The sequence below is a fragment of the Velazquezella soli genome (assembly GCF_977018685.1).
In genome coordinates this window covers 55,242-81,702 of the sequence record NZ_CDRNXF010000005.1, presented here as the reverse complement: position 1 = coordinate 81,702, position 26,461 = coordinate 55,242, and the positions used below count along the sequence as shown (strand labels likewise).

Sequence of the window (26,461 nt, the reverse complement as noted above, 5' to 3'; positions counted from 1 at the left end):
TCAGTTGATCGCCGGCTCGGACACCTTGGCGCCGAAGTCCGTCTTCAGGAAATCGAAGTCACAGCCCTTGTCGGCCTGCTCGATATGTTTGGTGAACATGAAGCCGTAGCCCCGTTCATAGCGCGGTTCCGGCGCCACCCAGGCGGCGCGACGCGCGTCGAGCTCTTCGTCCGAGACCAGCATGTTGAGGCTGCGCGCCGGAATATCGAGTTCCACCATGTCGCCGGTCTTCAGCAGCGCCAGCGGACCGCCGACAAAGGCTTCAGGCGAGGCATGCAACACGCAGGCGCCGAAACTCGTGCCCGACATGCGGGCATCGGAAATCCGCACCATATCGCGCAGTCCAAGTTTCAGAAGTGCCTTCGGCATCGGGATCATGCCCCATTCCGGCATGCCCGGCCCGCCTTGAGGCCCGGCATTGCGCAGGACCAGCACGGTTTCCGGCGTCAGCGGATAATCCGGGTCGTCGATGATCGTCTTCAATTCGGCATAGCTGTCGGCCACAAGTGCAGGGCCGCGGTGCTTGTGGAATTTGGGATCGCAGGCGGCGGGCTTGATCACCGCTCCATCCGGGCAAAGGTTGCCCTTCAGCACGGCGAGAGACCCTTCATGATAGACCGGATTGTCGAGCGGCCGAATGACGTCCTCGTTGTAGATCTTCACCTGATCCAGACCCTCGGTCAGCGGCAAGCCGGTAACGGTGATCGCCGTCGGATCGAGCTTGTCGCCGAGTTGCTTCATCAGAGCCCTGAGGCCGCCGGCATAAAAGAAGTCTTCCATCAGATAGGTGCTGCCGGATGGGCGGATATTGGCAATGACGGGCGTGGTGCGGCCGATCCGGTCGAGGTCGTCGAGTTCGAGCGGAATGCCGGCCCGGCGCGCCATGGCGATCAGGTGAATGATCGCATTGGTCGAACACCCCGTCGCCATCGCGATCGTCACCGCATTGTTGACGGCGGCCGGTGTGATCACCTTGTCCGGCGTCAGATCCTCCCACACCATCTCGACGATCCGCCGCCCGCAGGTGGCCGACATGCGCTGGTGGTTAGCATCTGCAGCCGGAATGGAAGAGGCGTTCGGCAGCGTCAGCCCCATGCCTTCGGCAATCGCCGTCATCGTGGAAGCCGTGCCCATCGTCATGCAGTGACCATAGCTTCGAGCGATACCGCCCTCGATCCCCTGCCATTCCTCCTTGGAGATCGTGCCGGCCCGTCGCTCGTCCCAGTATTTGAACCCGTCGGTGCCCGACCCCAGCGCCTTGCCGGCATAATTGCCGCGCAGCATGGGTCCGGCCGGCAGATAGATAAAGGGAACGCCCATCGACACGGAGCCCATCACCAGTCCGGGCGTAGTCTTGTCGCAACCGCCCATCAGGACAGCGCCATCGACCGGATGCGAGCGCAGAAGCTCTTCCGTCTCCATGGCCAGCATGTTGCGGTAAAGCATCGTGGTCGGCTTCACGAAATTTTCAGACAGCGACAGCGCCGGCAGCTCCATCGGAAAACCGCCCGCCTGCAGCACGCCGCGCTTTACCCATTCCACCCGGTCGCGAAAATGCATGTGGCAGGGCTGCGCATCCGACCAGGTGTTGATGATCGCGATGATCGGCCGGCCTTCCCAGTCCTCCGGGGCATAGCCCATCTGCATCGTTCGCGACCGATGTCCGAACGACCGCTGGTCATCGGGCATCATCCAGCGCGCCGAGCGCAGTTCTTCGTAAGTCTTCCTGCCTGCCATTCCAAACTCCCGTGCCACGAAGGCACTCTTCCAAAATCAAGACGATAGCTTATTCGGTAAACGCCTCTTCGCGTTTGCGGCTGATGCTCGGGGCCAGAACGAGCGCCAGAACGGCGACGGCGAAGATCAGCAGCGACAGACTGAGCGGGCTACGCACGAAGATCGACGGGTCGCCCTGGCTGATCAGCATCGCGCGCCGCAGGTTTTCCTCCAGCATCGGCCCGAGGATGAAACCCAGCAGCAGCGGTGCCGGTTCGAAGCGCATCTTGCTGAGCGCGAAACCGACAACGGTGAAGCCTGCCATGACGAAGACGTCGAACACGCTGTTGTTGATGCTGTAGGCGCCGATGCAGCAGAAGCCGATGATGGCCGGAAACAGCAAATGATAGGGGACCGTCAGCATCCGCACCCAGAGCCCGATCAGCGGCAGGTTGAGGATCACGAGCATCAGATTGCCCGACCACATCGAAACGATCATGCCCCAGAACAGTTCAGGCTCGTCTGAGATGACGTTCGGGCCGGGCGTGATGCCCTGGATGATCATTGCGCCCACCATCAGTGCCATCACCGGGTTGCCGGGAATGCCGAGCGTCAACATGGGGATGAACGAGGTTTGCGCGCCGGCATTGTTGGCCGCTTCCGGCGCAGCCACACCCTCGATCGCCCCTTTGCCGAATTCGGCCCGGTTCGGAGAGATCCGTTTTTCCACGGCGTAAGAGGCAAACGACGCCAGCATCGCCCCGCCGCCCGGCAGCACGCCAAGGAAGGAGCCGAGTGCCGTGCCGCGCAGGACCGGCGCGATGATGCGCTTGAAATCCTGCTTGGTCAGCATCAGGCCGGTTACCTTCTTGATGCCGACCGAGCGTTCCTGCTCGCTTTCCAAATTGCGCAGGATTTCGCAAATGCCGAATATACCCATGCTGACGGCGACGAAATTCAGTCCGTCATAGAGTTCCGGAATGTCGAAGACATAGCGCGGCGTTCCGCTTTCGACATCCGTCCCGACCGTGCCGAGGATAAGCCCGAACACGATCATCGCGAACGCCTTGAGCAGCGATCCGCTGGCAAGCGCCACGGACGCGACGAGGCCGAGAACCATCAGCGAGAAATATTCCGCCGGCCCGAAATTGAGGGCGACGGCCGCAAGCGGCGGCGCTGCGACCGCAAGCAGGATCGTCGCAACCGTGCCGGCGAAGAAGGAGCCGAGAGCTGCGGTTGCAAGCGCTGCTCCGGCGCGGCCGTTTCTGGCCATCTGGTAACCATCGATCGCAGTGACGACGGACGAACTTTCGCCCGGAAGGTTGATGAGCACCGCCGTCGTCGAGCCGCCATACTGGGCGCCGTAGAAAATGCCGGCCAGCATGATGAGGGCGGATTCCGGTGGCAGTCCGAAGGTGATCGGCAAAAGCATGGCGATCGTGGCCGTCGGCCCGAGGCCCGGCAGCACGCCGATCGCGGTACCCAAGAGACAGCCGACAAACCCGTAGAACAGGTTCATCGGCATGAAGGCGGTCGAGGCGCCGAGCCAGAGGTTAGAAAAGAGATCCATATGCAATCCAATCCGGTTTCGTCGGCTGCCCTAAGGCATCAGGTGCAAGCGTCAGATGAGTTCGCCGATGAAGGGAACCCATGGGCCGAAGGCGCTGACAGGAAGCGAAAGGAGTTTTGTGAAAAGCAGAGAGGAACAGACCGCGAGAAACAGCCCCAGCAGGATCGAGTGCCGCCAGTTGGCGTATCGGCTTGCGGTCGCGACCCCGACGATCATGAGGAACATCGTAGGCGCAAGACCAAGGCCCGAGAGCAACAGGCCGAAGCCGACCGGCGCCGCAATCACCAGCGCATAGGCCTTCCAGTTCCAGACCTCCGGCTCGCTCGCCTCGACGCCGACCATCACCGCCTGCACGATGATCAGCCCACCGATCCCGATCAGGAGCAGGCTCAGCATGATCGGGAAATAGCCGGGGCCCATCTGGAACGAGGTGCCGACTGCGAGCTCGCGGCCGAACCAGATGAACAGAAGTCCGGCGCAAATCATCGTCACGCCGCCGACGAAGTCGCGGCCGTTTCTAATTTTCAGCATGGCTTGATACTCAGGTGTGAAAGATGTGCCGGCCGGAGACTAGACCCGGCCGGCAGATTGTCTCACTGCAGCGGCACGTTGGCGGCCTTGATGACTTCGGCCCACTTCGCCGTTTCCTTGTCGATGAAAGCCTGGAACTCGGCCGACGTATTGCCGACAGGCGTCACGCCCATCGCTTCGAGCTTTGCCTTCATCGCCGGATCGGCAACGATCGCCTGCACTTCCTTGCTGAGCTTTTCGACGATTTCCGGCGGCGTGCCGGGAGGAGCAAAGAGCCCGTGCCACGAGGTCGCCTCGAAGCCGGGGATGACGCTTGCCATGGTCGGCACGTCAGCCAGCAGATTGGCCTTTTCCAGACTGGTGACGGCCAGCGCCTTTACCTTGCCGGCTTTTACCTGCTGTGCGGCCGTGGGAATATTGTCGAACATCATATCCACATGTCCGGCGACAACGTCCAGGATGGCCTGGCTGCTACCCTTGTAAGGGACATGCGTGATCTTGATACCGGTCTTTGTCGCGAGCAGCTCACCTGCAAGGTGGATCGACGTGCCGACACCTGACGAAGCGTAGGTATGCTTGCCGGGCTCCGTTTTCAGGAACGCGATCAGCTCCTCGACAGTGTTGGCCTTGATCTTGTCCGGGTTGACGACGAGCACGTTTGGCAGGCTGGCGATCAGCGAAATCGGCGCAAAGCCCTTTTCCCGGTCGTAAGGCAGGTTCTTGTAAAGTGTCTGGTTGATCGCGTTCGAGCTCACTGTCCCCATGCCGATCGTGTAGCCATCGGGCTTGGAGCGGGCGAGATCGCCAAGGCCGATATTGCCGCCGGCACCTGGCTTGTTCTCAACGATGAAACGCTGGCCCAACCGCTTGTCGAGTTCTTCCGCGACGAGGCGGCCGAATGTGTCGGTATTGCCACCGGCCGCAAACGGAACGACGACGGTCACGGTCTTTGTCGGATAGTCCTGTGCGCGGCTACCCGTCATGCCGGCCACAGATATCGCGGCCGTAGCGGCCGCCAGCGTCATCAAACGCTTGAGGTTCATAATACTTCCTCCACTTGTCCGGTATCTGGCCGGTCCCATTAAACCACTCTTCGAAATCCTCCTCCCGAAGAAATGGAAGCGCTTTCATTCTATCGTCAAAATCTCCAACCGCAACCTCGAAGAGCAAATTTAAAATTATTTGGAATCAGATTGATACGCACATGATAGTACAATTTATCCTGTTCGCACTTGATTAGTTCTAAAATGAAAGCGTAACTCATTTTGAGAGGGACTTTCACGATGACAGACGATTTCAATAGCAAGCGCATGACGAGCAACAGCCCGGTGACACTTGCCGATATCGCGAAGCTCGCAGGGGTCTCGCCTGTCACTGTGTCCCGTGCCATCAACACGCCCGCTCTGGTCAAACCACGAACGCTGGAGGCGATCGAGAAAGTCATTGCGAGGACGGGCTATGTGCCCAATCTTCTCGCGGGCGGCCTTGCTTCCCGAAGGACCAGGCTCATCGCCGCGATCGTTCCCTCTGTGGCCAGCACCATCTTTGCCGAAACGATCGAGGGCCTCAATGCCGAACTGGTCTCTGCCGGTTATCAGCTTCTGCTCGGCCTCTCCGGCTATGAGCCAGCGCGCGAACTGGAACTGACCCGAGCCATTCTCGCTCGCCGGCCCGATGGCGTGATCCTTACCGGCATCACACATCTCAAGGAAACCCGGGCGATGCTGACGGGCGCCGGCCTACCAATCGTCGAGATCTGGGATTCGACACCCTCGCCGCTTGATACTGCCGTCGGGTTTTCGCATGCCGCTGTCGGCGCACTGGTTGCCGAGCATCTTCTCATCCGGGGATATGACCGTTACGCACAGGTCGGCGCCAACGATCCCCGCGCCGTCCAGCGCCGCGATGGTTTCGTCAGCCGCCTGAGAGGCGTCGCCGATGTCGAACTGCCGGACCTGGAAATGAATTCGCCCTCCACCTTCCGCGACGGAAGGCTGGCGATGGCGCAGCTTCTCGATCGCGGAAAGGGAACTCTCGGGGTCTTCTGCTCGTCGGACGTGGTTGCCCACGGGGCACTGGCGGAAGCTTACGCCCGCGGATGCCGCATGCCGGACGAACTTGCCATTGTCGGGTTCGGTGATTTCGACTTTGCCCCTCACACCCACCCGCCGCTGACCACCGTGCGCATCGATCGCCGCGATATCGGAACCAAAGCGGCCCAGTCGATCCTCAGAAAGATTGCTGGCGGCAAGGATGTGGAAGCGATGATCAATATCGATTTTCACATCGTTGTCCGGGGAACAGCCTGAGCCTTAAGGCCGCTTGCCGAACTCCGCCGTGCCGCGTGTCCAGTGGCCGGCCTGTTCCGAAAGCGTGATCCCAAGGCCCGGACGGCTTGGTACCAGCATGCGCCCCTCTCTGATCTCGAGCCGTTCGTTGAATAGCGGATCGAGCCAGTCGAAATGCTCCACCCACGGCTCCAGCTCGTAGGCTGCGGCAAGATGCAGGTGAATTTCCATGGCGAAATGCGGGGCGAGCTGAAGTTTCTTCGCCTCTGCCAGCGCGCAGATCTTCAGAAACGGCGTGATGCCGCCCACTCGCGGGGCATCCGGCTGGATGAAATCGACCGAATTGTTCTGGATCAGCGCCACATGCTCCAGCACACTTGTCAGCATCTCACCTGTCGCGATGGGCGTATCGAGCTGGGCTGCAAGCGCCGCATGCCCTTCTACGTCATAGGCATCCAGCGGCTCCTCGATCCACGTCAGGTGATAGGGCTCCATCAGCCGGCCGAAGCGCATGGCGGTCGGGCGGTCCCATTGCTGGTTGGCATCGACCATCATCGCCGCCCGCTCGCCGATACGCTCGTGCACGGCCGCCACACGTTTCAGATCGTTCGCCATATCCGGCTGGCCGACCTTGATCTTGATACCGCCGATACCCGCCGCGATCGACTGCTCGACATTCTCGAGAACCTCCTCGATCGGAGAAGAGAGAAATCCACCGGACGTATTGTAACACTGCACGCTATCGCGATGCGCACCCAGCAGCTTTGCGAGGGGCAGCCCGGCGCGCTTGGCCTTAAGGTCCCACAGCGCCACGTCGAAGGCCGCGATCGCCTGCACCGCAAGCCCGCTGCGCCCAACCGATGCCCCCGCCCAGCACAGCTTATTCCACAGCTTGCCTATATCGTTCGGATCCTCGCCGATCAGCACACTGGCGATTTCCTTGGCATGCTCGTACTGGCCAGGACCTCCGGCGCGCTTGGAATAGCTGAAGCCTATACCGGAATGGCCATGCTTCGTCTCGATCTCGGCAAACAGGAACGCCACTTCGGTGAGCGGGCGTTGCCGCCCGGTCAGCACCTTCGCGTCGCTGATCGGCGTCTTCAGCGGCAGGAAGACCGAAGACAGCTTGATCCAGGCGATGCTATCCGCCTCAACGGCGGCCTGCGATGCAGTCTTCTTTTCCATTTGCGCGTCCATGTCTCCAACTCCTCCTGTCGTGCGCCCGCAAGGAGCGTCCTGCTTGACGAATACGCGTCCGATCAATTTAAGTCCAAACCGAAGATTGTCGCTCAGCGATACAGGAATTGAATAGATGCTCGATATGGTTCAGGTGAAATCCTTCGTCGCCGTCGCGTCGGAACTCAATTTCAGCCGCGCCGCAAGACAGCTGAACATGACCCAGCCGCCACTCAGCCGGCAGATCAGGCTGCTGGAACAGCAACTCGACGTGACGCTCTTCGAGCGCAACAGCCGGCGCGTCACGCTTACCCCCGCAGGCCTCGCATTTCTCGCCGAAGCGCAAAAGCTTCTGGCACAAGGTGATGCAGCGATAACGGCAACACGCCGCGCCGCCCGCGGCAGTGCCGGCTCCATCCGGATCGCTTTCGTCGGCGCCGCAACCTACGGCTTTCTGCCGCTTTTCATATCAGCCGCCCGGACGCTTACGCCGCAGATCGAACTCGACCTGGTACAGATGGAAACGGCCGAACAGTTGCAGGCGATCAATCGCGGCGATGTCGACCTCGGCTTCTCCCGCCCGCTTTCCGGCGCGCATCAACTGCAGAGCCTGTGCGTTGTGCAGGAGCCGATGATGCTTGCCATCCCGCGGGCTCACCCGCTGGCGTCGAGGCGAAGGCCCCCGCTGGAGGCGCTGAACGGCGAACCGATCATCATGTTCTCACCCCAGGCCCGCTATCTACACGAAAAGCTCGCCGCATTGATGACCGACAACAACATCACGCCCCACATCGTCCAGAGCATGACCCATTCACAGGCCATCCTGTCGCTGGTCAGCGCCGGCATCGGCCTCGCCATCGTCCCCGCGGCAACCCGCCACGCATGCTTCGACAACGTCGTCTTCCGCCCGCTCGACCTCAGGCAAGAATGCGTCGCGGAACTGCATGCCATATGGAGCAGCGAAAACCGCAATCCCCTATTGCCGGAGATTCGCTCTCTTGTTGGAAGCTCCGCAGTGCGTGATCTCTCCAGCTAGATCTGCAGAGGCAGTCGGTGCTCGATTTCAGGACCATCTCTCGCCAATCCAGTTCTCGGACGAGTCTTGGATGTTAATCGGGCCTCGTGCTGCCTGACTCCACTCTTCGTGGCCGAGTGCCCCAGAATAGCTGATCGCAGCATCAGGATCCGTCAGCGCTGCATGACTGGAGCACGGTTCCGGTCCGGACCTTCAATATCTCAGTCGCTGCTTACAGCAGTCCGAACGTCTTCAGCGTTTCGCCGATGCGGGCGTCCTGCTCCGCATTTGGCAGCAGTGCCGGCTGGCGGCTGGCGCCGACGGAGGGGTCCTGCAGGTAGAGCGCGCGCTTGACCATGGCCGGCGGGAAGCCGTGGGCGTAGAGATCGGTGCGGAAAGCGGTGTAGATGTCCTGCTGCCGTTCGGCTTCTGCGATATCGCCTGAATTGAAGCCGCCGACGATGCCGGCCAAGACGTCAGGCATAGCGTTTCCGAGACCGGAGATGCAGCCGGCAGCGCCGTTCTGCAGCGCCCAGAGCACGAGATGGTCGGGGCCGGAATAGACTTCGAAACCGTCGACCTCCTTGGAAACCTGAAGATAGGCGGCCAGTGTTTCCTGCGCGCCGCCGGAATCCTTGATGCCCGCGATATTGCCGTGGGTCGCCAGTTTGCGGGCGGTTTCCGGCTCGATATGGTTCTGGGTACGGGCTGGGATATCGTAGAGATAGACCGGCGTGTCGACGGCATCAGCGACAGTCGAGAAGTGGCGGACCAGACCATCCTGCGTGCAGGCTATGAAGAACGGCGTGATGACGGCGATGCCGGTCACGCCTATCCGGTCGAATTCCTTGGCAAGCTGCAGCGTCTCGAATGTCGCGGGCATGCCGGCATTGACGATGACATCGACCTTGCCGCCGACTTCATCGACCACTTCCTCGAGCAGTTTGATCTTTTCGCCGTGGGTCAGCGCCGAAAAATCGCCGTTGGTGCCGGCGCACATGATGTTGTTGCCGGCCGCGACCTGGCGGCGCACCTGAGCGCGCGTGGCCTCGTAATTGATGGTCTCGTCGTCGTTGAAACATGTCACGATCGCGACGAAGGCTTTCTTGGTCATTATTCTACTCCGGGATCAAATCTGGGAAACGCGTGCGAGGCGCGCGTTGCGGTTTGCGGCCTGCACATCCGGGTCGGGGTCGAGGCTCGCGGCGAGGAGCGCCTGCGTATAGGGCATTTGCGGATTGTCGAAGACCTGCGCGACGGTGCCGAACTCGACGACCTCGCCCTTCTGCATGACCATCACGTAATCGGCGAAATCGCGCACCAGCGGCAGGTCGTGGGCGATGAAAATAAAGGCGATGCCCATCTTCTTGCGCAACCCGTCGAGCAGCCGGATCACCTGCGCCTGGACAGACACGTCGAGCGCCGACACGGCCTCGTCGCAGACGATCAGTTGCGGCTCGAGTGCAAGGGCGCGGGCAATGGCGATGCGCTGGCGCTGACCGCCGGAAAACTGGTGCGGATAGCGCCCCATATGCTCAGGCGACAGGCCGACCTGATCGAGCAGTTCGGCGGCACGCTCCCGCCATTTGGCTTTGGGCAGGATTTCCGGGTGGATGACCCAGGCCTCGGAGATCAGCTGATAGACCGTCATGCGCGGATTGAGCGACTGCGTCGGGTCCTGAAAGACCATCTGCAGATCGCGGCGCAGCTTGAACAGGTCGCCCGGCGACATCGTGAAGAGGTCCTTGCCCTTCCAGCGCGCAGTGCCGCCATCTGGCTCTTCGAGGCGCAACAGGACGCGGGCAAGCGTCGATTTTCCCGACCCGCTTTCGCCAACGACGGCGACGGTTTCACCGGGCTTCAGCTCGAAGGACACGCCCTTGAGCGCTTCAAATCCCCCATAGAACTTGCGGACATCCTTGACGCTGAGGATCGATGCGCCGTGTGCGTCCGGCTCGTGCATGTCGCCCTTGCCGGGGGCGGCGGCGATCAGCTTCTTGGTGTAGGCGTGCTGAGGGTTGCGGTAGACGTCGCGCACCGTGCCGCTTTCGACAAGCTGGCCCTTTTCCATGACGACGACGCGGTCGGCGACCTCAGAGACGACGCCGAGATCGTGGGTGATGATCAGAACACCCATTCCCGTTTCGCGCTGCAATTCCTTCAAAAGTGCCAGCACTTCCGCCTGCACGGTGACATCGAGCGCGGTGGTCGGCTCATCGGCAATCAGCAGGTCGGGTTTGAGCGCCAGCGCCATGGCGATCATGACGCGCTGACGCTGGCCGCCGGAAAACTCGTGCGGATATTTGTCGAGCGCAGCTTCAGGATCCGGCAGCGCCACCCGCTTGAACAGGCGCAAGGCTTCGGCCTGCGCCTGCGTGGTGCTGATGCCGTGGGTCTTCAGCGCCTCGCGCATCTGCCAGCCAACGGTATAGACCGGGTTGAGGTGGCTGAGCGGATCCTGGAAGATCATGGCGATGCGTCGGCCGTTGACCGCGCGGCGAGCCTCGCCCGACATTTTCAAGAGATTCTTGCCGTCGAGCAGGATCTCGCCGGACGTGATCTTGCCCGGCGGCATGTCGATCAGGTTCATGATCGCCGCCGACGATACCGATTTGCCAGAACCGCTTTCGCCGAGGATGGCGAGCGTTTCGCCACGGTCGAGATAGTAGGAAATGTTGCGCACGGCGTGGACGGTGCCGGACACGGTGTGAAAGTCGACGGAGAGATCGCGGACCTCGAGAAGATGATCAGCCATGTTTCGATCCTTTCATTTCCAGGCGCCAGCGCTGAACCGGGTCGAGCGCAATCCGCAGCCAGTTGGAGAGAAGGTTGAGCGACAGCGTGGTCAGAATGATTGCAAGACCGGGCCAGAAGGACAGCCACCAGGCATTGGTCAGGTATTGGCGCCCCTGGGCAATCATCAGGCCCCAGGTGATTTCCGGCGGCTGGATGCCGATGCCGAGGAAGGAAAGCGCGCTTTCCGCCAGCATCACATAGGCAAAATCGAGCGTGGCAAGCGTCATCAGCGTCGGAAAGACGACGGGCAGGATGTGGCGGAAGAGTATGCGCTTGGACGATGCGCCCATGACGCGGGCGGCCTGCACGAACATGCGGCTCTTAATTTCGAGAACCTCCGCGCGGGTGGTGCGCAGATAGACCGGGATACGGGTGATCGACAGGACCAGCATCAGGTTGAGGATCGATGAGCCCAGAATATAGAGCACGATCACCGCAACCAGCAGCGACGGGAAGGACATGATGACGTCGGCGATACGCATGATGACCTGGCTCGTCCGCTCCGACGCGAAGCCGGCGATCAGACCGAGCAGCGTGCCGATGACAGCGGAGATCAGCACGGCGCCGGCAGCGACCATGATCGTGTTCTGCGTGGCGACAATGATGCGCGGCCAGAGCGGGCGACCCAGTGCATCGGCGCCGAGCCACATGAACCAGTCGCGGCTGAAATCGAACGGCGCGAGATTGCGACCGCGCAGGTTCTGCTTGGTGGCGAGATCATCAAGAAGGGTCGGTCCGATGATCGCCATGACAATGACGAAGACGAGGAAGATGGCGGCGCAGAGCGCAAACTTGTCGGCCCAGAGCATACGCGCAATGCGGACGAAGAAGCCCGGTTCGGCGGCAATGGCATTCTCGGGCGCGGGGGATGGGACGGCCATGGTCATGTCGATCCTCAGTAGCGGATGCGTGGATCAAGCAGAGCATAGGCAAGGTCGATCACGAGGTTCATGAGGAAGATGGCGAAAGCGGTGACAAGGATCGCCGCCAGCACGACGTTGAAGTCTCGCTGCAGGATGCTGTCGATCATTAGCTTGCCGACGCCCGGGAAACCGAAGATGGTTTCGACGATCACCGCGCCGTTGAGAAGGCTGGCGGCCTGATCGCCGATGACGGTTATGACCGGCAGCATGGCGTTGCGCAGGGCGTGGATAAAGATGATCGGCCCCGATTTGACGCCCTTGGCGCGGGCAGTCTTCACGTAAGCCGAAGACAGTGCCGAAATCATCGAGCCGCGCACCACCTGGACGATGATACCGAATGGGCGCACGAACAGAACGCAGATCGGCAGGATCCAGTGCGAGAGCGTGCCCGTGCCCGAGGTCGGCAACCAGGACAGCTGGATGGCAAACACCACGATTGCGACGATCGCGAGCCAGAAATCCGGGACGGAAGCACCGATCAGCGACACCATCGAGGAAAACCGGTCGAAGAAGCCGCCAGTGCGAAACGCAGCAAGCGAGCCGACGACGATCGCCGCGATGGTGACCAGCGTCATGGTGATGACGGCAAGCCACAGCGTCCAGGTGAAGGCTTCGAGAACGACATCGAGCGCCGGGCGCGCCTTGCGCAGGCTTTCGCCGAGGTCGCCTGTCAAGACATTGCCGACATACTGTCCGAACTGCACGAGAAGCGGCTGATCGAGGCCGTGCAGCGCACGGAACTCGGCCTTCATTTCGGCGGATGCTTCGACGGGGAGGAAAAGGGAAGCCGGGTCGCCTGTCAGCCGCGACAGGAAAAACACCATGACCAGCAGCCCGACGAGCGAGATGAGGCTGGCAAAGGCGCGCTTGCGAACGAAAGTGAGCATGGTGACCTCGATCTTGCTGGAATGGACGGCGGCAGGAGCGCCGCCCATTTCACTTCGATTGGGACGATCAGAATACGTCCTCGGCGTATGGTCCGGGTTAGTTCTTGATGCCGATCTCGGAGAGCTGCAGCATCGAGTTGGTGGCGATGCTCGGCTTGAAGTCGAGACGTTCGGACACGCGGGAATAACCAACCATGTGGAAGAGCAGAACGTCAGCGACGAGATCGTCGTGGACGTAGGCGATCAGCTCCGACCACAGCTTTGCACGTTCATCACCAGTGGCAGCGGAGGCGCGGGACACGAGGTCATCGACCTTCGGATCGGAATAACCCGACTGGGTGCCCTTCGAGTCGTATTTGAAGAACATGGTGAAGGACGGATCACCCTTGGAATTGTCGTGCATGGCGGCAACGATCTGCGGACCGCGACCTTCCTTGAACGGCTTCGAGTAGTAAACCTCGTGCTCGGCTACTTCGACAAACCGGAGGTCGATCTTGAAGCCGACATCCTGCAACTGAGCCTGGATGGCTTCCATGATTTCCGTCACGTTCGGGAAATTGGCCGTCCGCGCGACGACGGTGATCGGCGTGTCGACTGCAACACCGTCAGCTTTTGCCTCATCGAGCAGCTTCTTCGCCTCGTCCGGATCGTACGGGAAAACTTTCACATCCGGATTCCAGCCGAGTGTCGTCGGCGGCACAAGCGCCGTTGCGAGAACCGCGTCCTGCGGCACGAGTGTGCCGATAAAGGCCTTCCGGTCGATGGCGAGGTTCAGCGCCTTGCGGACGCGGACATCATTGAGCGGCGCGATATTGCCATCGATGCGAAGATAAACGGTTTCGCTGTCGAGATAGGAGAAGTCCGTCTTCTCGTTGGTCGCTTCCACCTGCGAGATCGACGGAGCAAGATCCGCTTCGCCGGTCTGAACCATGGCGGCGCGCACGGCCGGATCGGAACGGAAAAGGTAGGTGGCCTTGGTAACGGCGGGCTTCTTGCCCCAGTAATCGTCACGCGCGTCGAGCACGATCTGCTGGCCCGGTGTCCAGTTGGACAGCTTGTACGGGCCGGTGCCGACCGGCTCGCGGATGAATTCGAGCGGCGTGCCCTCGGGAACGATGGTCACCAGCGACAGCAGCAGCGGCAGGATCGGCTGAACCGGATCGACCCTGAAGTCGATGGTGGTGTCGTCGACGATCTTTACGTCGAACTTCATGCCGCCAAAGTAACGGCGGGATTCGCAGATGTTCTTGTCGCTGAAAATGCGATCGAAGCTGTATTTGACGTCCTTGGCGCCGAAGGCTTTTCCGTCGGAGAATGTCACGCCTTGGCGCAGATGAAAGCGCCAGGTGCCGTCGCCGGTCTGCTCCCACTTTTCGGCGAGCCGCGGCATAACGCCCTGCTTGCCGCGCACATCGAGCTCGGTCAGCGTTTCACTGACATTCTCCATGATGACGCGGCCGATATTGGAGCGCGTCGCCATGCAGGGCTCGAGCAGGTCGGCTTCCTCAGGCAAGACGATTTTGATGTCACTCGACGCAGCCTGAGCCGGAGAAAAACCGGTACCGAGTGCGAGGACGGAGCACAGAACGGCTCCAAGTAGGTGCGAAGTTTTCATGTCATTCTCCTCCCTCTAGCTGCGGATCGCACTGGTCAGTGCTCATCTTGCGATGGTCTCCCGACTGTGCGCTTCAGGCATTCCTCCGTGTGGCCCTGTGCGTCGGTCGGGATGCCTCCGTCCGTTTCGTCGCCATAAGCGGGCTGACGCAGACCATCTGATGTCTGACCAAGTTTGTCAAATTAATTATTCCTCTATATGATTTGGACAAACTTTCGTGAGGATAAATCCATTTATTATCATGATGATGAGGCTGATGAACTGAACTCAATCTTCGAATTTCAACACCCTTCAAACTTGACAACTTTGTTATTTTGGTGATTTTCACGGTGGCAAGAGGAGACGCCGATGACGCCTGAACAGATTGCAACCGTCATGACCGGCACGGTGAAAGCCGTCGGAAATGGACGACACGAGGCCACGCTGGCCTCACCGATGATCCAGAACCACGCCTCGTTCCTGCACCTCGCCGAAGACGGCGCGCTGATCTGCGCCTGGTTCGGCGGCACGCTGGAAGGCAAGTCGGATATCTCGATCTTTGCTTCCGTTCTGGCGCCGGGGTCTGACACATGGGGCGAGCCGCAGCGGTTGAGTTTCGACCCCGCCCATTCCGAACAGAACCCGGTTCTGTTTGCGGCACCTGAAGGCGGCCTGCTCCTGTTCCACACGTCTCAGCCTTCAGGCAATCAGGACGAATGCCGTATCCGCATGGCGGAGGTAAATCGCGATGCCGGTGACGCGACCAAACTGACGGTCAGCGATGGACGCTATCTCGATTTGCCGCGCGGCTGCTTCGTTCGAGCACCGCTGACCGTTCGCGACGATGGAGCCTGGCTATTGCCGATCTTCCGCTGCATCCAGCGTCCTGGCCAGAAATGGAACGGCAGCCATGATCGCGCAGCCCTCGGCATTTCCGAAGATCACGGCAAAACTTGGCGTCTGGACGACCTCGATCAGTCGACCGGCTGCGTCCATATGAGCCCGGTGTCCATAGGAGACAACAAGTACGCCGCCGTGTTCCGCCGCAGGCAGGCCGATTTCGTCTATCGCACCGAGAGTGTCGACGGCGGCCGTACATGGTCCGCGCCCGAAGCGACCGACGTTCCCAACAACAATTCATCGATCGCCGCAACCCGCCTGCAGGATGGCCGTATCGCGATGATCTGCAACCCGACCAATGCGGACATGTCCACAGACCGCCGTGCCTCGCTCTACGACGAGCTGGGCGAAGACGACGACCGGCCGGATGCCAATCCGGATGGTGGCTGCGTGCCGATCTGGGGCGTTCCCCGTGCGCCGGTTACCGTCTGCATTTCCGACGACGGAGCAAAAAGTTTCTCGCAACGGATCATCATCGAGGATGGTCCCGGCACCTGCCTGTCGAACAATTCGATCGACGGTCACAACAAGGAAATGTCCTATCCGTCGCTGCTTGAGGGTAACGACGGCAGCCTTCATATCGCCTACACCTACTACAGGCGCGCCATCAAATACGTTCGTCTGGCGCCAGGCTGGGCCAGTTCAGGAGCGGGAGAACAAGCATGAGCAATATCATCGGCATCACCATGGGTGACCCCTGCGGCGTCGGACCTGAGATCACGGTGCGGGCGCTGGCCGAAATGAGCGACGCGGATCGTGCGGTCACGCGCATCTATGGAAACCTGCCGACGCTGGAAGCCGCCCGCAAGGCGCTGAACGTCGAGATCGATCTTGCGGCCTATGTCGTTGACCTGCCGATCGAAGGGGCACCGCTACCCTGGGGCCAGCTTTCACCGGTCGCCGGAGATGCGGCATTCCGCTTTATCGAAAAGGCCGTGCGCGATTCCGAAGCCGGCGTGATCGGCTGCATTGTGACAGCCCCGATCAACAAGGAAGCGCTCAACCTTGCCGGCCATCACTACGACGGCCATACGGGTATGCTGCGCAGCCTGACGAAATCGGCAGCCGCCTATATGCTGCTCGCTTCGGAAAAGCTGAAGGTCATCCACGTTTCCACCCATGTCTCGCTGCAGGAAGCGATCCGCCGCGCCACCACCGAACGGGTGCTGGCCACCATCAAGGCCGGCAACAATCACCTGAAGCGCACCGGTTACGAGCGTCCGCGCATCGCCGTCGCCGGTATCAATCCGCATTGCGGTGAAAACGGCCTGTTCGGCACCGAGGATGACGACCAGATCGCGCCGGCTGTGGCTGCCGCCCGCGCCGAAGGCATCGACGCCTACGGCCCGATCTCGGCAGACACCGTGTTCCACCGTGCCTATTCCGGCGGCTTCGACCTGGTCGTCGCGCAATACCACGATCAGGGCCATATCCCGATCAAGCTCGTCGCTTTCGATACGGCCGTAAACGTCTCCGTCGATCTTACCATCGACCGCACGTCCGTCGACCACGGCACAGCCTTTGACATCGCCGGCAAGGGCATCGCCAACCACGGCAACATGCTGTCGGCCATCGCCTATGCCCGCAAACTGGTAGCCGGCGGCAAGGGAGAGCAGACATGAGCAGCGCTCCCCTGATCGTTCTGCATCAACCGAAACGACTTATCGTCGGCGCAGGCACTGTCGGCGAGGTCGGCACCTGGGCCTGCGACGTTTCCTCCACGCTGGTGATCGCAACACCGATTACCGCTGGTTTCGTCGACCGGTTGAAACTGCCGGGCAAGGTTACCCTGTTCGACGCCATTCCAGGCGAGCCGGAGATCGAAACGCTTGATGCCGCACTGGCGGCAGCGCGCGCCGCAAAGCCGGATCTCGTCGTCGGCCTCGGCGGCGGTTCCGTCATGGACGTGGCCAAGCTTGTCGCGGCCCTTTGGGATAGCGAGCAGACGCTGTCCGATGTCGCCGGCCCCAACAAGGTGGCGGGGCGCAGCACGCGTCTGGCGCAGGTTGCCACCACGGCCGGAACGGGCTCGGAAGCCGGCATCCGCTCGCTGATCACCGATACCGTAAAGGGCGCGAAGATCGCCGTCGAATCTCCGTACCTGATTGCCGATCTCGCGGTTCTCGATCCGGAACTCACCTATTCGGTGCCGCCGGCCGTCACCGCTGCAACCGGCGTCGATGCGATGGCGCATTGCGTGGAGGCCTTTACCAGCAAGCGTTCGCATCCGATGATCGACGGTTTTGCGCGCATGGGCATTCACCTCGTCGGCAAATTCTTGGGCCGCGCGGTCAAGGACGGCGCAGATCGTGAGGCACGCGAAGGTCTGATGCTGGCGTCCTATTACGGCGGCATCTGCCTTGGGCCGGTCAATACAGCGGCGGGCCATGCCATTGCCTACCCGCTCGGCACGCTGCTTCATCTGCCACACGGACTGGCCAATGCCATCGTCTTCCCGCATGTTCTGGCCTTCAACGCGCCAGTGGCAAAGGACAAGACTGCTGAGGTCGCGCAGGCGCTGGGGCTAGGCCAAAATCTCTCGCAGGCCGACCTGTCCGCGCAGGCCCATGGCTTCTGCGCCGATCTCGGCATCGAGATGTCATTGGCAAAACATGGCGCGACCGAAGCCGATCTTCCGCGCTTTGCCGCAGATGCGCATGCCATCCGTCGCCTCATGGACAACAACCCGGCCGATATGAGCGTGGATGACGTTCTGGCGATCTATCGCGCGAGCTTCTGAGAACCTCGCTCCAGTGAAAAAGGCGGTGCCGCCAAGCGCCGCCTTTTGCGTCTCATACCGAAGTCAAATCGCTCGCGATCCTCAAGATCGAGCCTACAGATGCGACGACTGAAAGAGCCTCTCCCGCGATCCCTTCAGATGCTCGAACATCAGACGGCGCGCATCATCCTCGTTGCTGTTGGCGATCGCTGTTGCAATGGCCTCATGTTCGCCAAACACGCGCGACAGGCCGGACGCTTCCCGCTTGATCGAGGCGCCGTGAAATTTCATGCCGACGGCAATATGATCCTTCAGGGCTTCCATGGCGGTGGTAAAATAATTGTTCTGCGCGGCGCGGGCGATAGCGAGGTGGAACTGAAAGTCGGCATCCTCGCGGTGTGACTGACGGTTCGTGGCATCGCGCAGCAGTTCGAGTGCATGGCGGATCGCTTTCAAACTGTCGGCGTCGTGACGGGCGGCAGCGGCTGCAGCTGCGGCCGGCTCCATTGTCAGGCGGAATTCGTAACAGTTGAGAAGGTCTGCGACGTTTTCCAATTGGCCGAAACCGAGGGGATTGCGCAAGCCCACCGAGCGGACGAAACTGCCGGCACCGCGCCTTGAATAGATCAGGCTCTGGTCGCGCAGCCGTTTCAGTGCTTCGCGGATGACGGGTCGGGACACCTCGAACTCGGCAGCCAGATCGTGTTCCGTCGGCAGGCGCTCGTCGGGCTTGTAGGCACCGGACTTGATTGCGCGCAGCATCCGCTCGAACACGATATCCGCAAGGCCCTTGCGGGCGGTTCCCGTTTCCAGTCCCATCGTCAACCTGCCTTTCGCAGGACCATGTCTGCAATTTGCTTCAACGTATGGGGATGACCGAAGCCACCCGATTTTGCAATGATGCAGCGACCCTGTGCCGAAGCAAGACCAAGACCCGGCAGGCATTCGCCATGCAGACGCAGCCTCGACAGGCCCAGCCGACGCAGCACCGCCTCCGCCGTCGCTCCACCGGAGAGAAGCAGCGTTCCGTCGTAACCGGCAAGGTTCTCGTGCACGCCGTCAGCCAGAGCTTCCGCCACAAGCTGCGCATCGACCTCTTCCTCACCCGGCGTCGCGTGCACCAGCATCAGATCAGGTCTTGTCCCACTTTCCGCGTCCAGCCGGCCGTTCGGCGCAGGCAGATATGTCAGGCTGTGGCCGTTGCGCAGGGCATCGATCTGCGCAAGCGTGATCGGATCGCGCGAACCGATGACAAATGTGATCGGACCGGACGGGATGGTCGCTGCCTTCGCATCGACCATGTTCGTCATGCGACGGGCGAGCGCTTCTGCAAGACCGCGAGCGCCGATCAGCAGATCGGTCCCGTTGTTCTCAGCGACGTCGAGCGCAACGTCCATGTCGGCGGCTGAGCTAGCGTCAGGGATATGGGCACGAGCTGTGTGCGCACCGAGCCTGTCGGCGATCACGATCGGAGCGTCGATACCAAAGCCGGTGACACATCCGTTCGCAACCACCCGACCGAACTCTGGTATCCCAGGCGCAACGAGGGCACGTGTGAAAGGGATGGCGTCCAGTTCGGCAACGATATTTCCCTTGAGGCGGGAATCGACCTTCTTGAACAGCCGCGTTCCCGGCGGCAGCAAGGCGATTGTCGCAGCCGTGGCGGCACGTGCTTCGCCGGCACTTGTTTCGCGGGTGTTGAGGTTGATGGACAGCACAGCGGGGCGATCGGCGATGATCCCCGTAATTGCATCAAGGTTGAGCGCCACGTCGGTGCGAATACCTCGCCCGGCAAAAGGCGCCGCCGAGTCGAGCGCACCGGTCAGGTCGTCCGCAAGAATGACTAACATGCGCCTCCACCTACCTATGTTGTAAGCTTTATACCACGGAAAAGCGCTTATAAGTCAACATGGGTATGGAGTGAAATGACAAATGTAACGTATTGAGCTCGGTTGGGGCAACAGTGTTAAATTTCAGAGAGGTTGGCATGAATGACATCGTCGTCGACGACTAATCGCGACGGCGTGATCCGTGATCATCATTCGAGACGACCAGCCGTCAAAGTCCCCAAAAGTGTTTCCGGGAACCATGCCATTCTCGACCAGATCAGCGCGCTTGAATGCGTCCGTGACAATGTTGTCGGCTTTCGCCCGCATACGGATTGTATCCGGCGACCACGACCCTAGGCTGGTCGATGCCCGCAGCCTTCAGGCAGGCTCGCGTCAACTCGATTTCGCCGACAATGCGCTCGACCGAGAGACAGCTTGCAACGGCCGTTAGCGGGATATGCGAGATGGCGCGTGCATTTCAATCATTTTCAGCACGTTGAACTCGCGCATCTTGAGTTTGAACGACAGGGCATCTGGCAAGAAGATGGCGTCATCACTATAGCCGGGATCGGCTAGGTACATCGTCGACTTATCAAACACCCAGCGCTTTGCAGGTATCGCGCGCGCTCGGTGGTTACGTCGACATCTGGCGCGATATAGGCCTTTCCTTGAAACCGGCGAGCTTAAGCAGGCCGCCGGTCAGTTCCGGGCTAATACCCGCCGGATCGCCCGTCGCCAACGAGATCATCGGACGGTCATCGTGTTGCATATCGGTGGAAGAGTTTCTTTCGATTGAAGGCCAGTCATAGAACCGTGACGGCTTTGCCATGCTGATTGATGATAATCCTTTCCTTAGTTGAGGCGCAAGCCGGCGTCGTTGTCGAAGAGGTGCAGCTTTTGAACATCCGGCATGACGCGGATGATCTCGCCGGGCCGCGCCGTGATACGATCCCGGAAGAGGCAGGTAATTTCAGTATTGTTCGCCCGCGCGACAACCTGGGTCTCCGATCCGGTCGGCTCGACGACGACAATCTCCATCGGCATACCCTCGCCGGACATGATCAAGTGCTCGGGACGGAAGCCATACCGTGCCGGCCGGCCCGAGGAGCCCAGCGGCGCATTGGCGATCGGCAACGTTAGGTCGCCGAAGGCGAAACCGGAGGATTCGATGCGGCCTTCCAGAACGTTCATGGAAGGCGAGCCGATGAAGCCGGCAACGAACAAATTGGCCGGCCGGTCATAAAGCTCGAGCGGTGCGCCGACCTGTTCGATGATGCCACCATGCATGACGACGATCTTGTCTGCCATGGTCATCGCTTCGATCTGGTCATGGGTGACGTAAATCGTCGTGGTTTTCAGGCGCTGGTGCATCGCCTTAATCTCGGTGCGCATCTGCACGCGCAGCTTTGCATCGAGATTGGAGAGTGGCTCGTCGAACAGGAAGACCTGCGGATCCCGAACGATGGCGCGGCCCATGGCTACGCGCTGGCGCTGGCCGCCGGAAAGCTGGCGCGGATGGCGTTCGAGTAGCTTGTCGAGGCTGAGGATCTCGGCAGCCTTTTTGACCTTCTCGGCAATCTCAGCTTTGGGCAGGCCCTTGAGCTGAAGTGAAAAACCCATGTTTTCGGCCACCGTCATATGCGGGTACAGCGCATAGTTCTGGAAGACCATTGCAATGTCTCGGTCTTTCGGCGGCACATTGTTTACCACTCGGCCACCGATGCTGATATCGCCGCCGGTGATGCTTTCCAGCCCGGCGATCATGCGCAGCAGAGTCGACTTTCCGCAGCCCGAAGGGCCGACGAGCGTGACGAACTCCCCGTCCTCGACGTCGACCGAGATCCCGTGGATCGCCGCGACCGCGCCATACGATTTCTTGACATTGCGAATGCTGACGTCAGCCATGATCTACTCCCATTATTGCAGTCGAAATGGCGGCGACACGGCATCGCGTCCGCCGCCCTCTCCTCAAGCGGATTTGCGCAGTGTGGTGGCGGTCCGACCGCGGATGCCTGCCGGCATCGCATCGCCGTGGGCCTCGATCAGTTCGTCGACCATGGCGCGGATGTCCTTGATTGACAGCACGCTTGTCGCATGGCGGTCGAGCATGGCGGCGCGATGCACTTGGTCACGATCGCCGTTGAGCGCTGCCTTTACGGTCAGGTCCTGAACGTAGACATGTGGGGCGCAGTACCCGGCAAGCTCAGGCGGCAACGAGCCGGCATTGCAGGCGCGCATGCCGCTCTTGTCGACGACGACTGGAACCTCGACGCAGCATCCGTCCGGAAGGTTGTCGATCAGGCCATCGTTGCGGACGTTGCCGTAGATCAACTGCGGCTTGCCGGTCGCCATCGCATGAATGATCAGCGAACCGTATTCGCGCGAGCGCTCCAGCGGGAAGGTCTCTCCCGCCAAGAGCTTGCGGCGCGTCTCGGCATAGCGACCGAGGTTGCGAACGCTGCGACGGATGTACTCATCAACTGGAACGTCGTACGCGGCGATATCTGCTTCGCTCTTCAGGAAATAGGGCGTGTATTCCGCATTGTGCTCGCTGGACTCGCTGATGAAGCGGCCGAAGGAACGCATCAGTTCGAAGCGGACCTTGTCCTTGGCAAAGATTTCCGGATTCTCCATAGCCGCCCAGAGCCGGGGATAGGCATCCTCGTCGTCGATCTTGAGTTTCAGGAACCAGGTCATGTGGTTGATGCCGGCGCAATCGTAGGACAAGCTTTCGACCGGGACGTCGAGATAGGATGCGAGCTCATGCGCGGTGTTCTGCACGTTGTGGCAGAGGCCAATCACCTTCTGCTCCGGATAGGCTTCGTAGACGGCCTGGGTCAGGATGCTCATCGGGTTGGTGTAGTTGAGCAGGACTGCGTCCGGGCAGAGTTCGCGCATGTCGGCGACGAGATCCAGCATGAACGGAATGGTGCGCAGGCCGCGGAACATGCCGCCGATGCCGAGGCTGTCTGCGATGGTCTGCTTGAGGCCGTATTTGCGCGGGATTTCGAAATCCAGCAGCGTCGCCTCGTGCATGCCGATCTGTACCATGTTGATGACGAAATCCGCATCCTTCAATGCAGCCCGCCGGTCGAGATGTTCTTCGATGACCGGGTTCGCGTCGAACTGCGCCGCCGCCCAGCGGGTCATCATGCCCGCCGTCTCCAGCCGCTCCTGGTCGATGTCGTGGAGCGTGATGGTGACATCGCGCAGTTCCGGGAAATCAAGAATGTCGGTCAGCAGATTCTTGACGAAGACGACGCTGCCGGCGCCGATCATGGCAACTTTCAACATAGGTAGTCCTTTCACGTAGAATTCAAATTTGCATCGCCACCAAGTCTTGTGAGCCGGCTTACTTGAGGCCCGTTCCGGCAATGCCTTGGATCAGTTGGCGCTGGAAAAACACGAATATGACGAGCATCGGCACTAGGGACAAAAGCGCGATGGACATGATGTCCGTCCATTCGGTGTTGTACTGGCCCTTGAGCAGGTTGAGGCCGAGCTGGACGGTGTACATCTCCTGATCAGTGAGCATGACCAAGGGCATTACGAAGTCGTTCCACCGCCACATGAAGGTGAAGATGATCAGCACCGCGATAATCGGCTTGGACAACGGCAGGACGATCTTGCGAAAGATCGTGAGCTCGCTGGCGCCATCAAGCCGCGCGGCCTCGATCAACTCGTCCGGGATCGACACCATGAACTGGCGTACCATGAAGATGCCGAAAGCTTCGGCAGCACGCGGCAGGATCACGCCCCAGTAGGAATTGAGCAGCCCAAGCTCGGACACGACGAAGAAAAGCGGGACGATGATGACCTGGACCGGTATCATCAGGGCGCTCAGCACCGCCAGAAACAGCACGTCGCGTCCGGCGAACCTGAACTTTGCGAAGGCATAACCGCACAGCAGGTTGATGGTGACGGTGATCGCCACTGCCACCACGGCGATGACGGTCGAGTTCCAGAACCAATGCAGGAACGGCATATGCGCCAGCGCGTCGGCGAAGTTCTGCCAGACCCATCCCGTGGGCATTAGGCTGACGTCAGGAATGAAGATCTGATCCTTTGGCCTGACTGCCGTCACGAACATCCAGTAGATCGGAAAGATCATGATGACGGCGCCAAACGCCATGAGAACCCAAAGACCGATCGTTTCCAGCCGCTTTTTCGTCGGAGTAGTTGTGGTGACCATCATGGCCGTGGTCTCCTACACAAATTCTTCGGTCCGCTTGTTCACGCGCCACTGCAGCAGAGTGAACAGGAGGATCAGAAGGAAGAGGACGATACCCATGGCGCTCGCATAACCCATTTCGGATGTCGCGAATGCCGACTGGTAGATGTATTGGACGATCATCGTTGTCGAGAAACCTGGACCACCACCCGTCATCACGAAGATCAGGTCGAAGACCTGGAAGGAATGGATGACGTTGAGGATGAGCAGCAGGAATGTCGTGGGACGCAGGAGCGGCCATGTGACGTGGCGAAACTGCTGAAGGCGGGTGGCGCCGTCGATTGACGCGGCCTCGTAATAGGTCGGCGAAATCGACTGCAGCGCCGCCAGATAGACGACCATACAGAATCCAACGCGCGTCCACAGCGTCGTGATGATGATCGACGGCAGGGCCCAGCTTGTGGTCGAAAGCCAGGCGACCGGCTGGATCCCAACGAGCTTCAGCAAAGCGTTGATGACGCCGTAATGGTCGTTGAACAGCCAGGCTGCGATGATCGCCGTCGCAACGCTCGACACGACGACGGGGAGAAAGTAGATGCTGCGCAAGAACGTGCGGGCATAGAGATCACGGTTGAGGCCGACGGCGAGCAACAGGCCAATGGCGAGGCTCGTCGGCACGGTTGCCACAGAATAGATGAAGGTATTCTTCATCGCCTGCCAGAACTGGTAGTCGGTCAGGAGGCGAGTGTAGTTTTCCGCGCCGATATAGAACGGTTCATCGATCAGGGACCATTCGTGCACGCTGATAAAAGCCGCATAGAGAAGCGGAAAGAAGATGAAGACCGAAAATAGAACGAGATTGGGCGCGATGAACAGATAGGGCGTCAGTCGCGGCCGGAAGGATGCCCACCAGCCGGAAAACCGGCTGGTGGCAGTCTCGTTCATTGCCTTCTCAAGGGATATTGAGGTGGGGGCCATGACCTGCATTCGCTTTGATAAGATTTCAGGGGTTTAACGATTCGTTCAGGCCCGCAGCAGAAGCCGCTCGATATGGGCTTGGATATTCTCGGCTGTCTGCTCTGCAGACTGGCCGGATGTAAAAGCCAGATCGAGCTCGTCGGCCATCTTGGGGTTGAACCTGCCCCAGTTGGGATGGATGACCGTGCTGACGAGATGTTCGGGAATGGTCTTCGTCTGCTCTACGAAGACCTTCATCTCATTCGGCCGCAGAGAGAACTCGATCCCCTTGTCCACAATCGACGTGCGCACCGGCAGAAGCTGGGCCGTATTGACGAAGCTGCGCATGTTTTCCTCGTTGACGAGGAATTTGACAAACTCGGCGGCCAATTCTGGCGTCTTGCTATCGCGGGAAACCGCGACGCAGGTGCCGCCAAGATCGTCGGCCATTGCGACGTCACGCGGCAGGTAGGTGACGCCCCATTTGGCCTTCATCTGCTGCTCGACGAAGGGAATCTGCCAATTGCCGTTCAGCATCATGGCGATCGTGCCGTTGGCGAACAGGTTCTGCACCTTCTCGGCGCTCTTGACCGAGGTGCTGGGCGGAACCAGTCCTTCGGTGAACCAGCTCTGTGTCCATGCAATCGTCTCGATGCCGGCCTTCTCGGTGATGCGGGAGGCCGTCAGGTCCTCGCTCAGCAAGCGCCCGCCATGCTGGTAGAGATAGAACATCCAGCGATGCACGGCGCCGTTCTGCCAGCTCATGGCGAACGGATAGGATGAGCCGCCCTGCGTCTTGAGCTTTTTGGCGTTGTCGATGAACGCCGCCCATGTCCAAGCTTCGTCGAGGCTGGACGGTACCGCGATATTGGCCTTTTCCAGCAGTTCCTCGTTGTAGAACAGGGCAAACGTATCGGTGTGATGCGGCAGCGCGTAGGGAGTGCCCTTGACGTTGACGGCGCTCCAGACGGCAGGTGTGAAGCCCTTGCCGAAGTCCTTCTCGAGATACTGCGTAAGGTCGATGGCGGCCTTGTTGCTCGCGTATCGCCCGATCTGCTGATAGGTCACGCGGAAGAGGTCGGGCGCCTGGCGGCCCGCAAGGCGCGTATCGACCTGCTGGTAGAATTGCGCGAACGGCATCACATCAAGCTTGACCTTGACGCCGGGATTGGCGCTTTCAAATTTGGCGATCACGTTCCTGTAGCCAGCAACTTCTGAATCGCCGCCCCAGACGGCAAATGTCAGCTGTTTTTCCTGTGCAAGCGCCGGCATGCCGAGCGCGCCGGTCACAAGCCCCGCGCCGAGACCCGCGCCGGTCTTCAAAATGGTACGTCGATTGATAAATTGCGTCATGTCTTCCTCCCATGAGTGTCAATTTCCAACGCCTCC

23 protein-coding genes are annotated in these 26,461 nt (G+C 60.5%); 5 read left to right on the top strand and 18 right to left on the bottom strand.

The window, feature by feature from the left end; all coding sequences use genetic code 11:
* The 4 genes from araD to AC0JZ8_RS20890 all read right to left on the bottom strand — a co-directional run bounded on the left by araD (position 1) and on the right by AC0JZ8_RS20890 (position 4,860).
* Positions 1 to 1,737 carry an L-arabinonate dehydratase gene (araD, locus tag AC0JZ8_RS20905; protein ID WP_471893445.1) on the bottom strand — a complete coding sequence of 579 codons (1,737 nt, stop codon included), beginning with the start codon at positions 1,735 to 1,737 and terminating at the stop codon, positions 1 to 3.
* A 49-nt stretch (positions 1,738 to 1,786) separates the two neighbouring features.
* A complete protein-coding gene (locus AC0JZ8_RS20900) occupies positions 1,787 to 3,286 on the bottom strand; it encodes a tripartite tricarboxylate transporter permease (RefSeq protein ID WP_209899656.1) in 1,500 nt (499 codons plus the stop codon).
* A gap of 51 nt (positions 3,287 to 3,337) precedes the next feature.
* Complete coding sequence (locus AC0JZ8_RS20895; protein ID WP_209899660.1) at positions 3,338 to 3,817, bottom strand: tripartite tricarboxylate transporter TctB family protein; 480 nt, start codon at positions 3,815 to 3,817, stop codon at positions 3,338 to 3,340.
* A 62-nt stretch (positions 3,818 to 3,879) separates the two neighbouring features.
* Complete coding sequence (locus AC0JZ8_RS20890) at positions 3,880 to 4,860, bottom strand: Bug family tripartite tricarboxylate transporter substrate binding protein (RefSeq protein WP_062577741.1); 981 nt, start codon at positions 4,858 to 4,860, stop codon at positions 3,880 to 3,882.
* 240 nt (positions 4,861 to 5,100) lie between these two features.
* On the opposite strand from AC0JZ8_RS20890, the gene AC0JZ8_RS20885 reads away from it, so the two are divergent.
* Positions 5,101 to 6,126: a LacI family DNA-binding transcriptional regulator gene (locus tag AC0JZ8_RS20885; protein ID WP_062577739.1), complete on the top strand. Its 1,026-nt coding sequence runs from the start codon at positions 5,101 to 5,103 to the stop codon at positions 6,124 to 6,126.
* A gap of 3 nt (positions 6,127 to 6,129) precedes the next feature.
* Here the strand turns inward: AC0JZ8_RS20885 and AC0JZ8_RS20880 are convergent, their stop codons facing one another.
* Complete coding sequence (locus tag AC0JZ8_RS20880; RefSeq protein ID WP_471893853.1) at positions 6,130 to 7,290, bottom strand: L-talarate/galactarate dehydratase; 1,161 nt, start codon at positions 7,288 to 7,290, stop codon at positions 6,130 to 6,132.
* Between the two features lie 127 nt (positions 7,291 to 7,417).
* Between AC0JZ8_RS20880 and AC0JZ8_RS20875 the strand changes: the two genes are divergently transcribed.
* Positions 7,418 to 8,317: a LysR family transcriptional regulator gene (locus AC0JZ8_RS20875; RefSeq protein ID WP_471893444.1), complete on the top strand. Its 900-nt coding sequence runs from the start codon at positions 7,418 to 7,420 to the stop codon at positions 8,315 to 8,317.
* Positions 8,318 to 8,528: 211 nt separating this feature from the next.
* On the opposite strand, the gene AC0JZ8_RS20870 is transcribed toward AC0JZ8_RS20875, so the two are convergent.
* The 5 genes from AC0JZ8_RS20870 to AC0JZ8_RS20850 all read right to left on the bottom strand — a co-directional run bounded on the left by AC0JZ8_RS20870 (position 8,529) and on the right by AC0JZ8_RS20850 (position 14,517).
* Positions 8,529 to 9,410 (bottom strand): dihydrodipicolinate synthase family protein, encoded by an 882-nt coding sequence (locus AC0JZ8_RS20870; RefSeq protein WP_092662780.1) that lies wholly within the window; start codon positions 9,408 to 9,410, stop codon positions 8,529 to 8,531.
* A gap of 15 nt (positions 9,411 to 9,425) precedes the next feature.
* Positions 9,426 to 11,051 carry an ABC transporter ATP-binding protein gene (locus tag AC0JZ8_RS20865; RefSeq protein WP_430260381.1) on the bottom strand — a complete coding sequence of 542 codons (1,626 nt, stop codon included), beginning with the start codon at positions 11,049 to 11,051 and terminating at the stop codon, positions 9,426 to 9,428.
* Positions 11,044 to 11,973, bottom strand: a complete 930-nt coding sequence (locus AC0JZ8_RS20860; RefSeq protein ID WP_471893852.1) for an ABC transporter permease — start codon at positions 11,971 to 11,973, stop codon at positions 11,044 to 11,046. The genes AC0JZ8_RS20865 and AC0JZ8_RS20860 overlap by 8 nt, the downstream gene beginning before the upstream one ends.
* A 14-nt stretch (positions 11,974 to 11,987) precedes the next feature.
* A complete protein-coding gene (locus AC0JZ8_RS20855; protein WP_471893443.1) occupies positions 11,988 to 12,902 on the bottom strand; it encodes an ABC transporter permease in 915 nt (304 codons plus the stop codon).
* A 97-nt stretch (positions 12,903 to 12,999) separates the two neighbouring features.
* Positions 13,000 to 14,517 carry an ABC transporter substrate-binding protein gene (locus AC0JZ8_RS20850; protein WP_471893442.1) on the bottom strand — a complete coding sequence of 506 codons (1,518 nt, stop codon included), beginning with the start codon at positions 14,515 to 14,517 and terminating at the stop codon, positions 13,000 to 13,002.
* A 348-nt stretch (positions 14,518 to 14,865) separates the two neighbouring features.
* Here AC0JZ8_RS20850 and AC0JZ8_RS20845 point away from each other — a divergent pair, with 348 nt between their 5' ends.
* Genes AC0JZ8_RS20845 through AC0JZ8_RS20835 form a run of 3 tightly spaced genes read left to right on the top strand, consistent with a single transcriptional unit; the run spans position 14,866 to position 18,136 of the window.
* Positions 14,866 to 16,062, top strand: a complete 1,197-nt coding sequence (locus AC0JZ8_RS20845; protein ID WP_471893441.1) for a sialidase family protein — start codon at positions 14,866 to 14,868, stop codon at positions 16,060 to 16,062.
* On the top strand, positions 16,059 to 17,018 hold the full coding sequence (gene pdxA / locus AC0JZ8_RS20840; protein ID WP_062459984.1) for a 4-hydroxythreonine-4-phosphate dehydrogenase PdxA: 960 nt from the start codon (positions 16,059 to 16,061) through the stop codon (positions 17,016 to 17,018). Before AC0JZ8_RS20845 ends, pdxA begins: the two co-directional genes overlap by 4 nt.
* Positions 17,015 to 18,136 (top strand): iron-containing alcohol dehydrogenase, encoded by a 1,122-nt coding sequence (locus tag AC0JZ8_RS20835; protein WP_471893440.1) that lies wholly within the window; start codon positions 17,015 to 17,017, stop codon positions 18,134 to 18,136. Before pdxA ends, AC0JZ8_RS20835 begins: the two co-directional genes overlap by 4 nt.
* Positions 18,137 to 18,229: 93 nt before the next feature.
* Here the strand turns inward: AC0JZ8_RS20835 and AC0JZ8_RS20830 are convergent, their stop codons facing one another.
* The 8 genes from AC0JZ8_RS20830 to AC0JZ8_RS20795 all read right to left on the bottom strand — a co-directional run bounded on the left by AC0JZ8_RS20830 (position 18,230) and on the right by AC0JZ8_RS20795 (position 26,425).
* Positions 18,230 to 18,934, bottom strand: a complete 705-nt coding sequence (locus AC0JZ8_RS20830; protein WP_471893439.1) for a FadR/GntR family transcriptional regulator — start codon at positions 18,932 to 18,934, stop codon at positions 18,230 to 18,232.
* Between the two features lie 2 nt (positions 18,935 to 18,936).
* Positions 18,937 to 19,965, bottom strand: a complete 1,029-nt coding sequence (locus tag AC0JZ8_RS20825) for a four-carbon acid sugar kinase family protein (RefSeq protein ID WP_113166327.1) — start codon at positions 19,963 to 19,965, stop codon at positions 18,937 to 18,939.
* A 256-nt stretch (positions 19,966 to 20,221) separates the two neighbouring features.
* A complete protein-coding gene (locus AC0JZ8_RS20820) occupies positions 20,222 to 20,401 on the bottom strand; it encodes a 4-hydroxythreonine-4-phosphate dehydrogenase PdxA (RefSeq protein ID WP_471893851.1) in 180 nt (59 codons plus the stop codon).
* A gap of 395 nt (positions 20,402 to 20,796) precedes the next feature.
* A complete protein-coding gene (locus AC0JZ8_RS20815) occupies positions 20,797 to 21,849 on the bottom strand; it encodes an ABC transporter ATP-binding protein (RefSeq protein ID WP_471893438.1) in 1,053 nt (350 codons plus the stop codon).
* A 63-nt stretch (positions 21,850 to 21,912) separates the two neighbouring features.
* A complete protein-coding gene (gene melA, locus AC0JZ8_RS20810; protein WP_471893437.1) occupies positions 21,913 to 23,238 on the bottom strand; it encodes an alpha-galactosidase in 1,326 nt (441 codons plus the stop codon).
* Positions 23,239 to 23,296: 58 nt separating this feature from the next.
* Entirely contained in the window at positions 23,297 to 24,139 is an 843-nt protein-coding gene (locus AC0JZ8_RS20805) for a carbohydrate ABC transporter permease (RefSeq protein WP_092662762.1), read from the bottom strand.
* A gap of 12 nt (positions 24,140 to 24,151) precedes the next feature.
* Positions 24,152 to 25,060 (bottom strand): carbohydrate ABC transporter permease, encoded by a 909-nt coding sequence (locus AC0JZ8_RS20800; protein WP_471893436.1) that lies wholly within the window; start codon positions 25,058 to 25,060, stop codon positions 24,152 to 24,154.
* Positions 25,061 to 25,138: 78 nt separating this feature from the next.
* Positions 25,139 to 26,425, bottom strand: coding sequence for an extracellular solute-binding protein (locus tag AC0JZ8_RS20795; protein ID WP_192078334.1), 1,287 nt, complete (start codon positions 26,423 to 26,425; stop codon positions 25,139 to 25,141).
* Between the last annotated feature and the right edge of the window lie 36 nt (positions 26,426 to 26,461).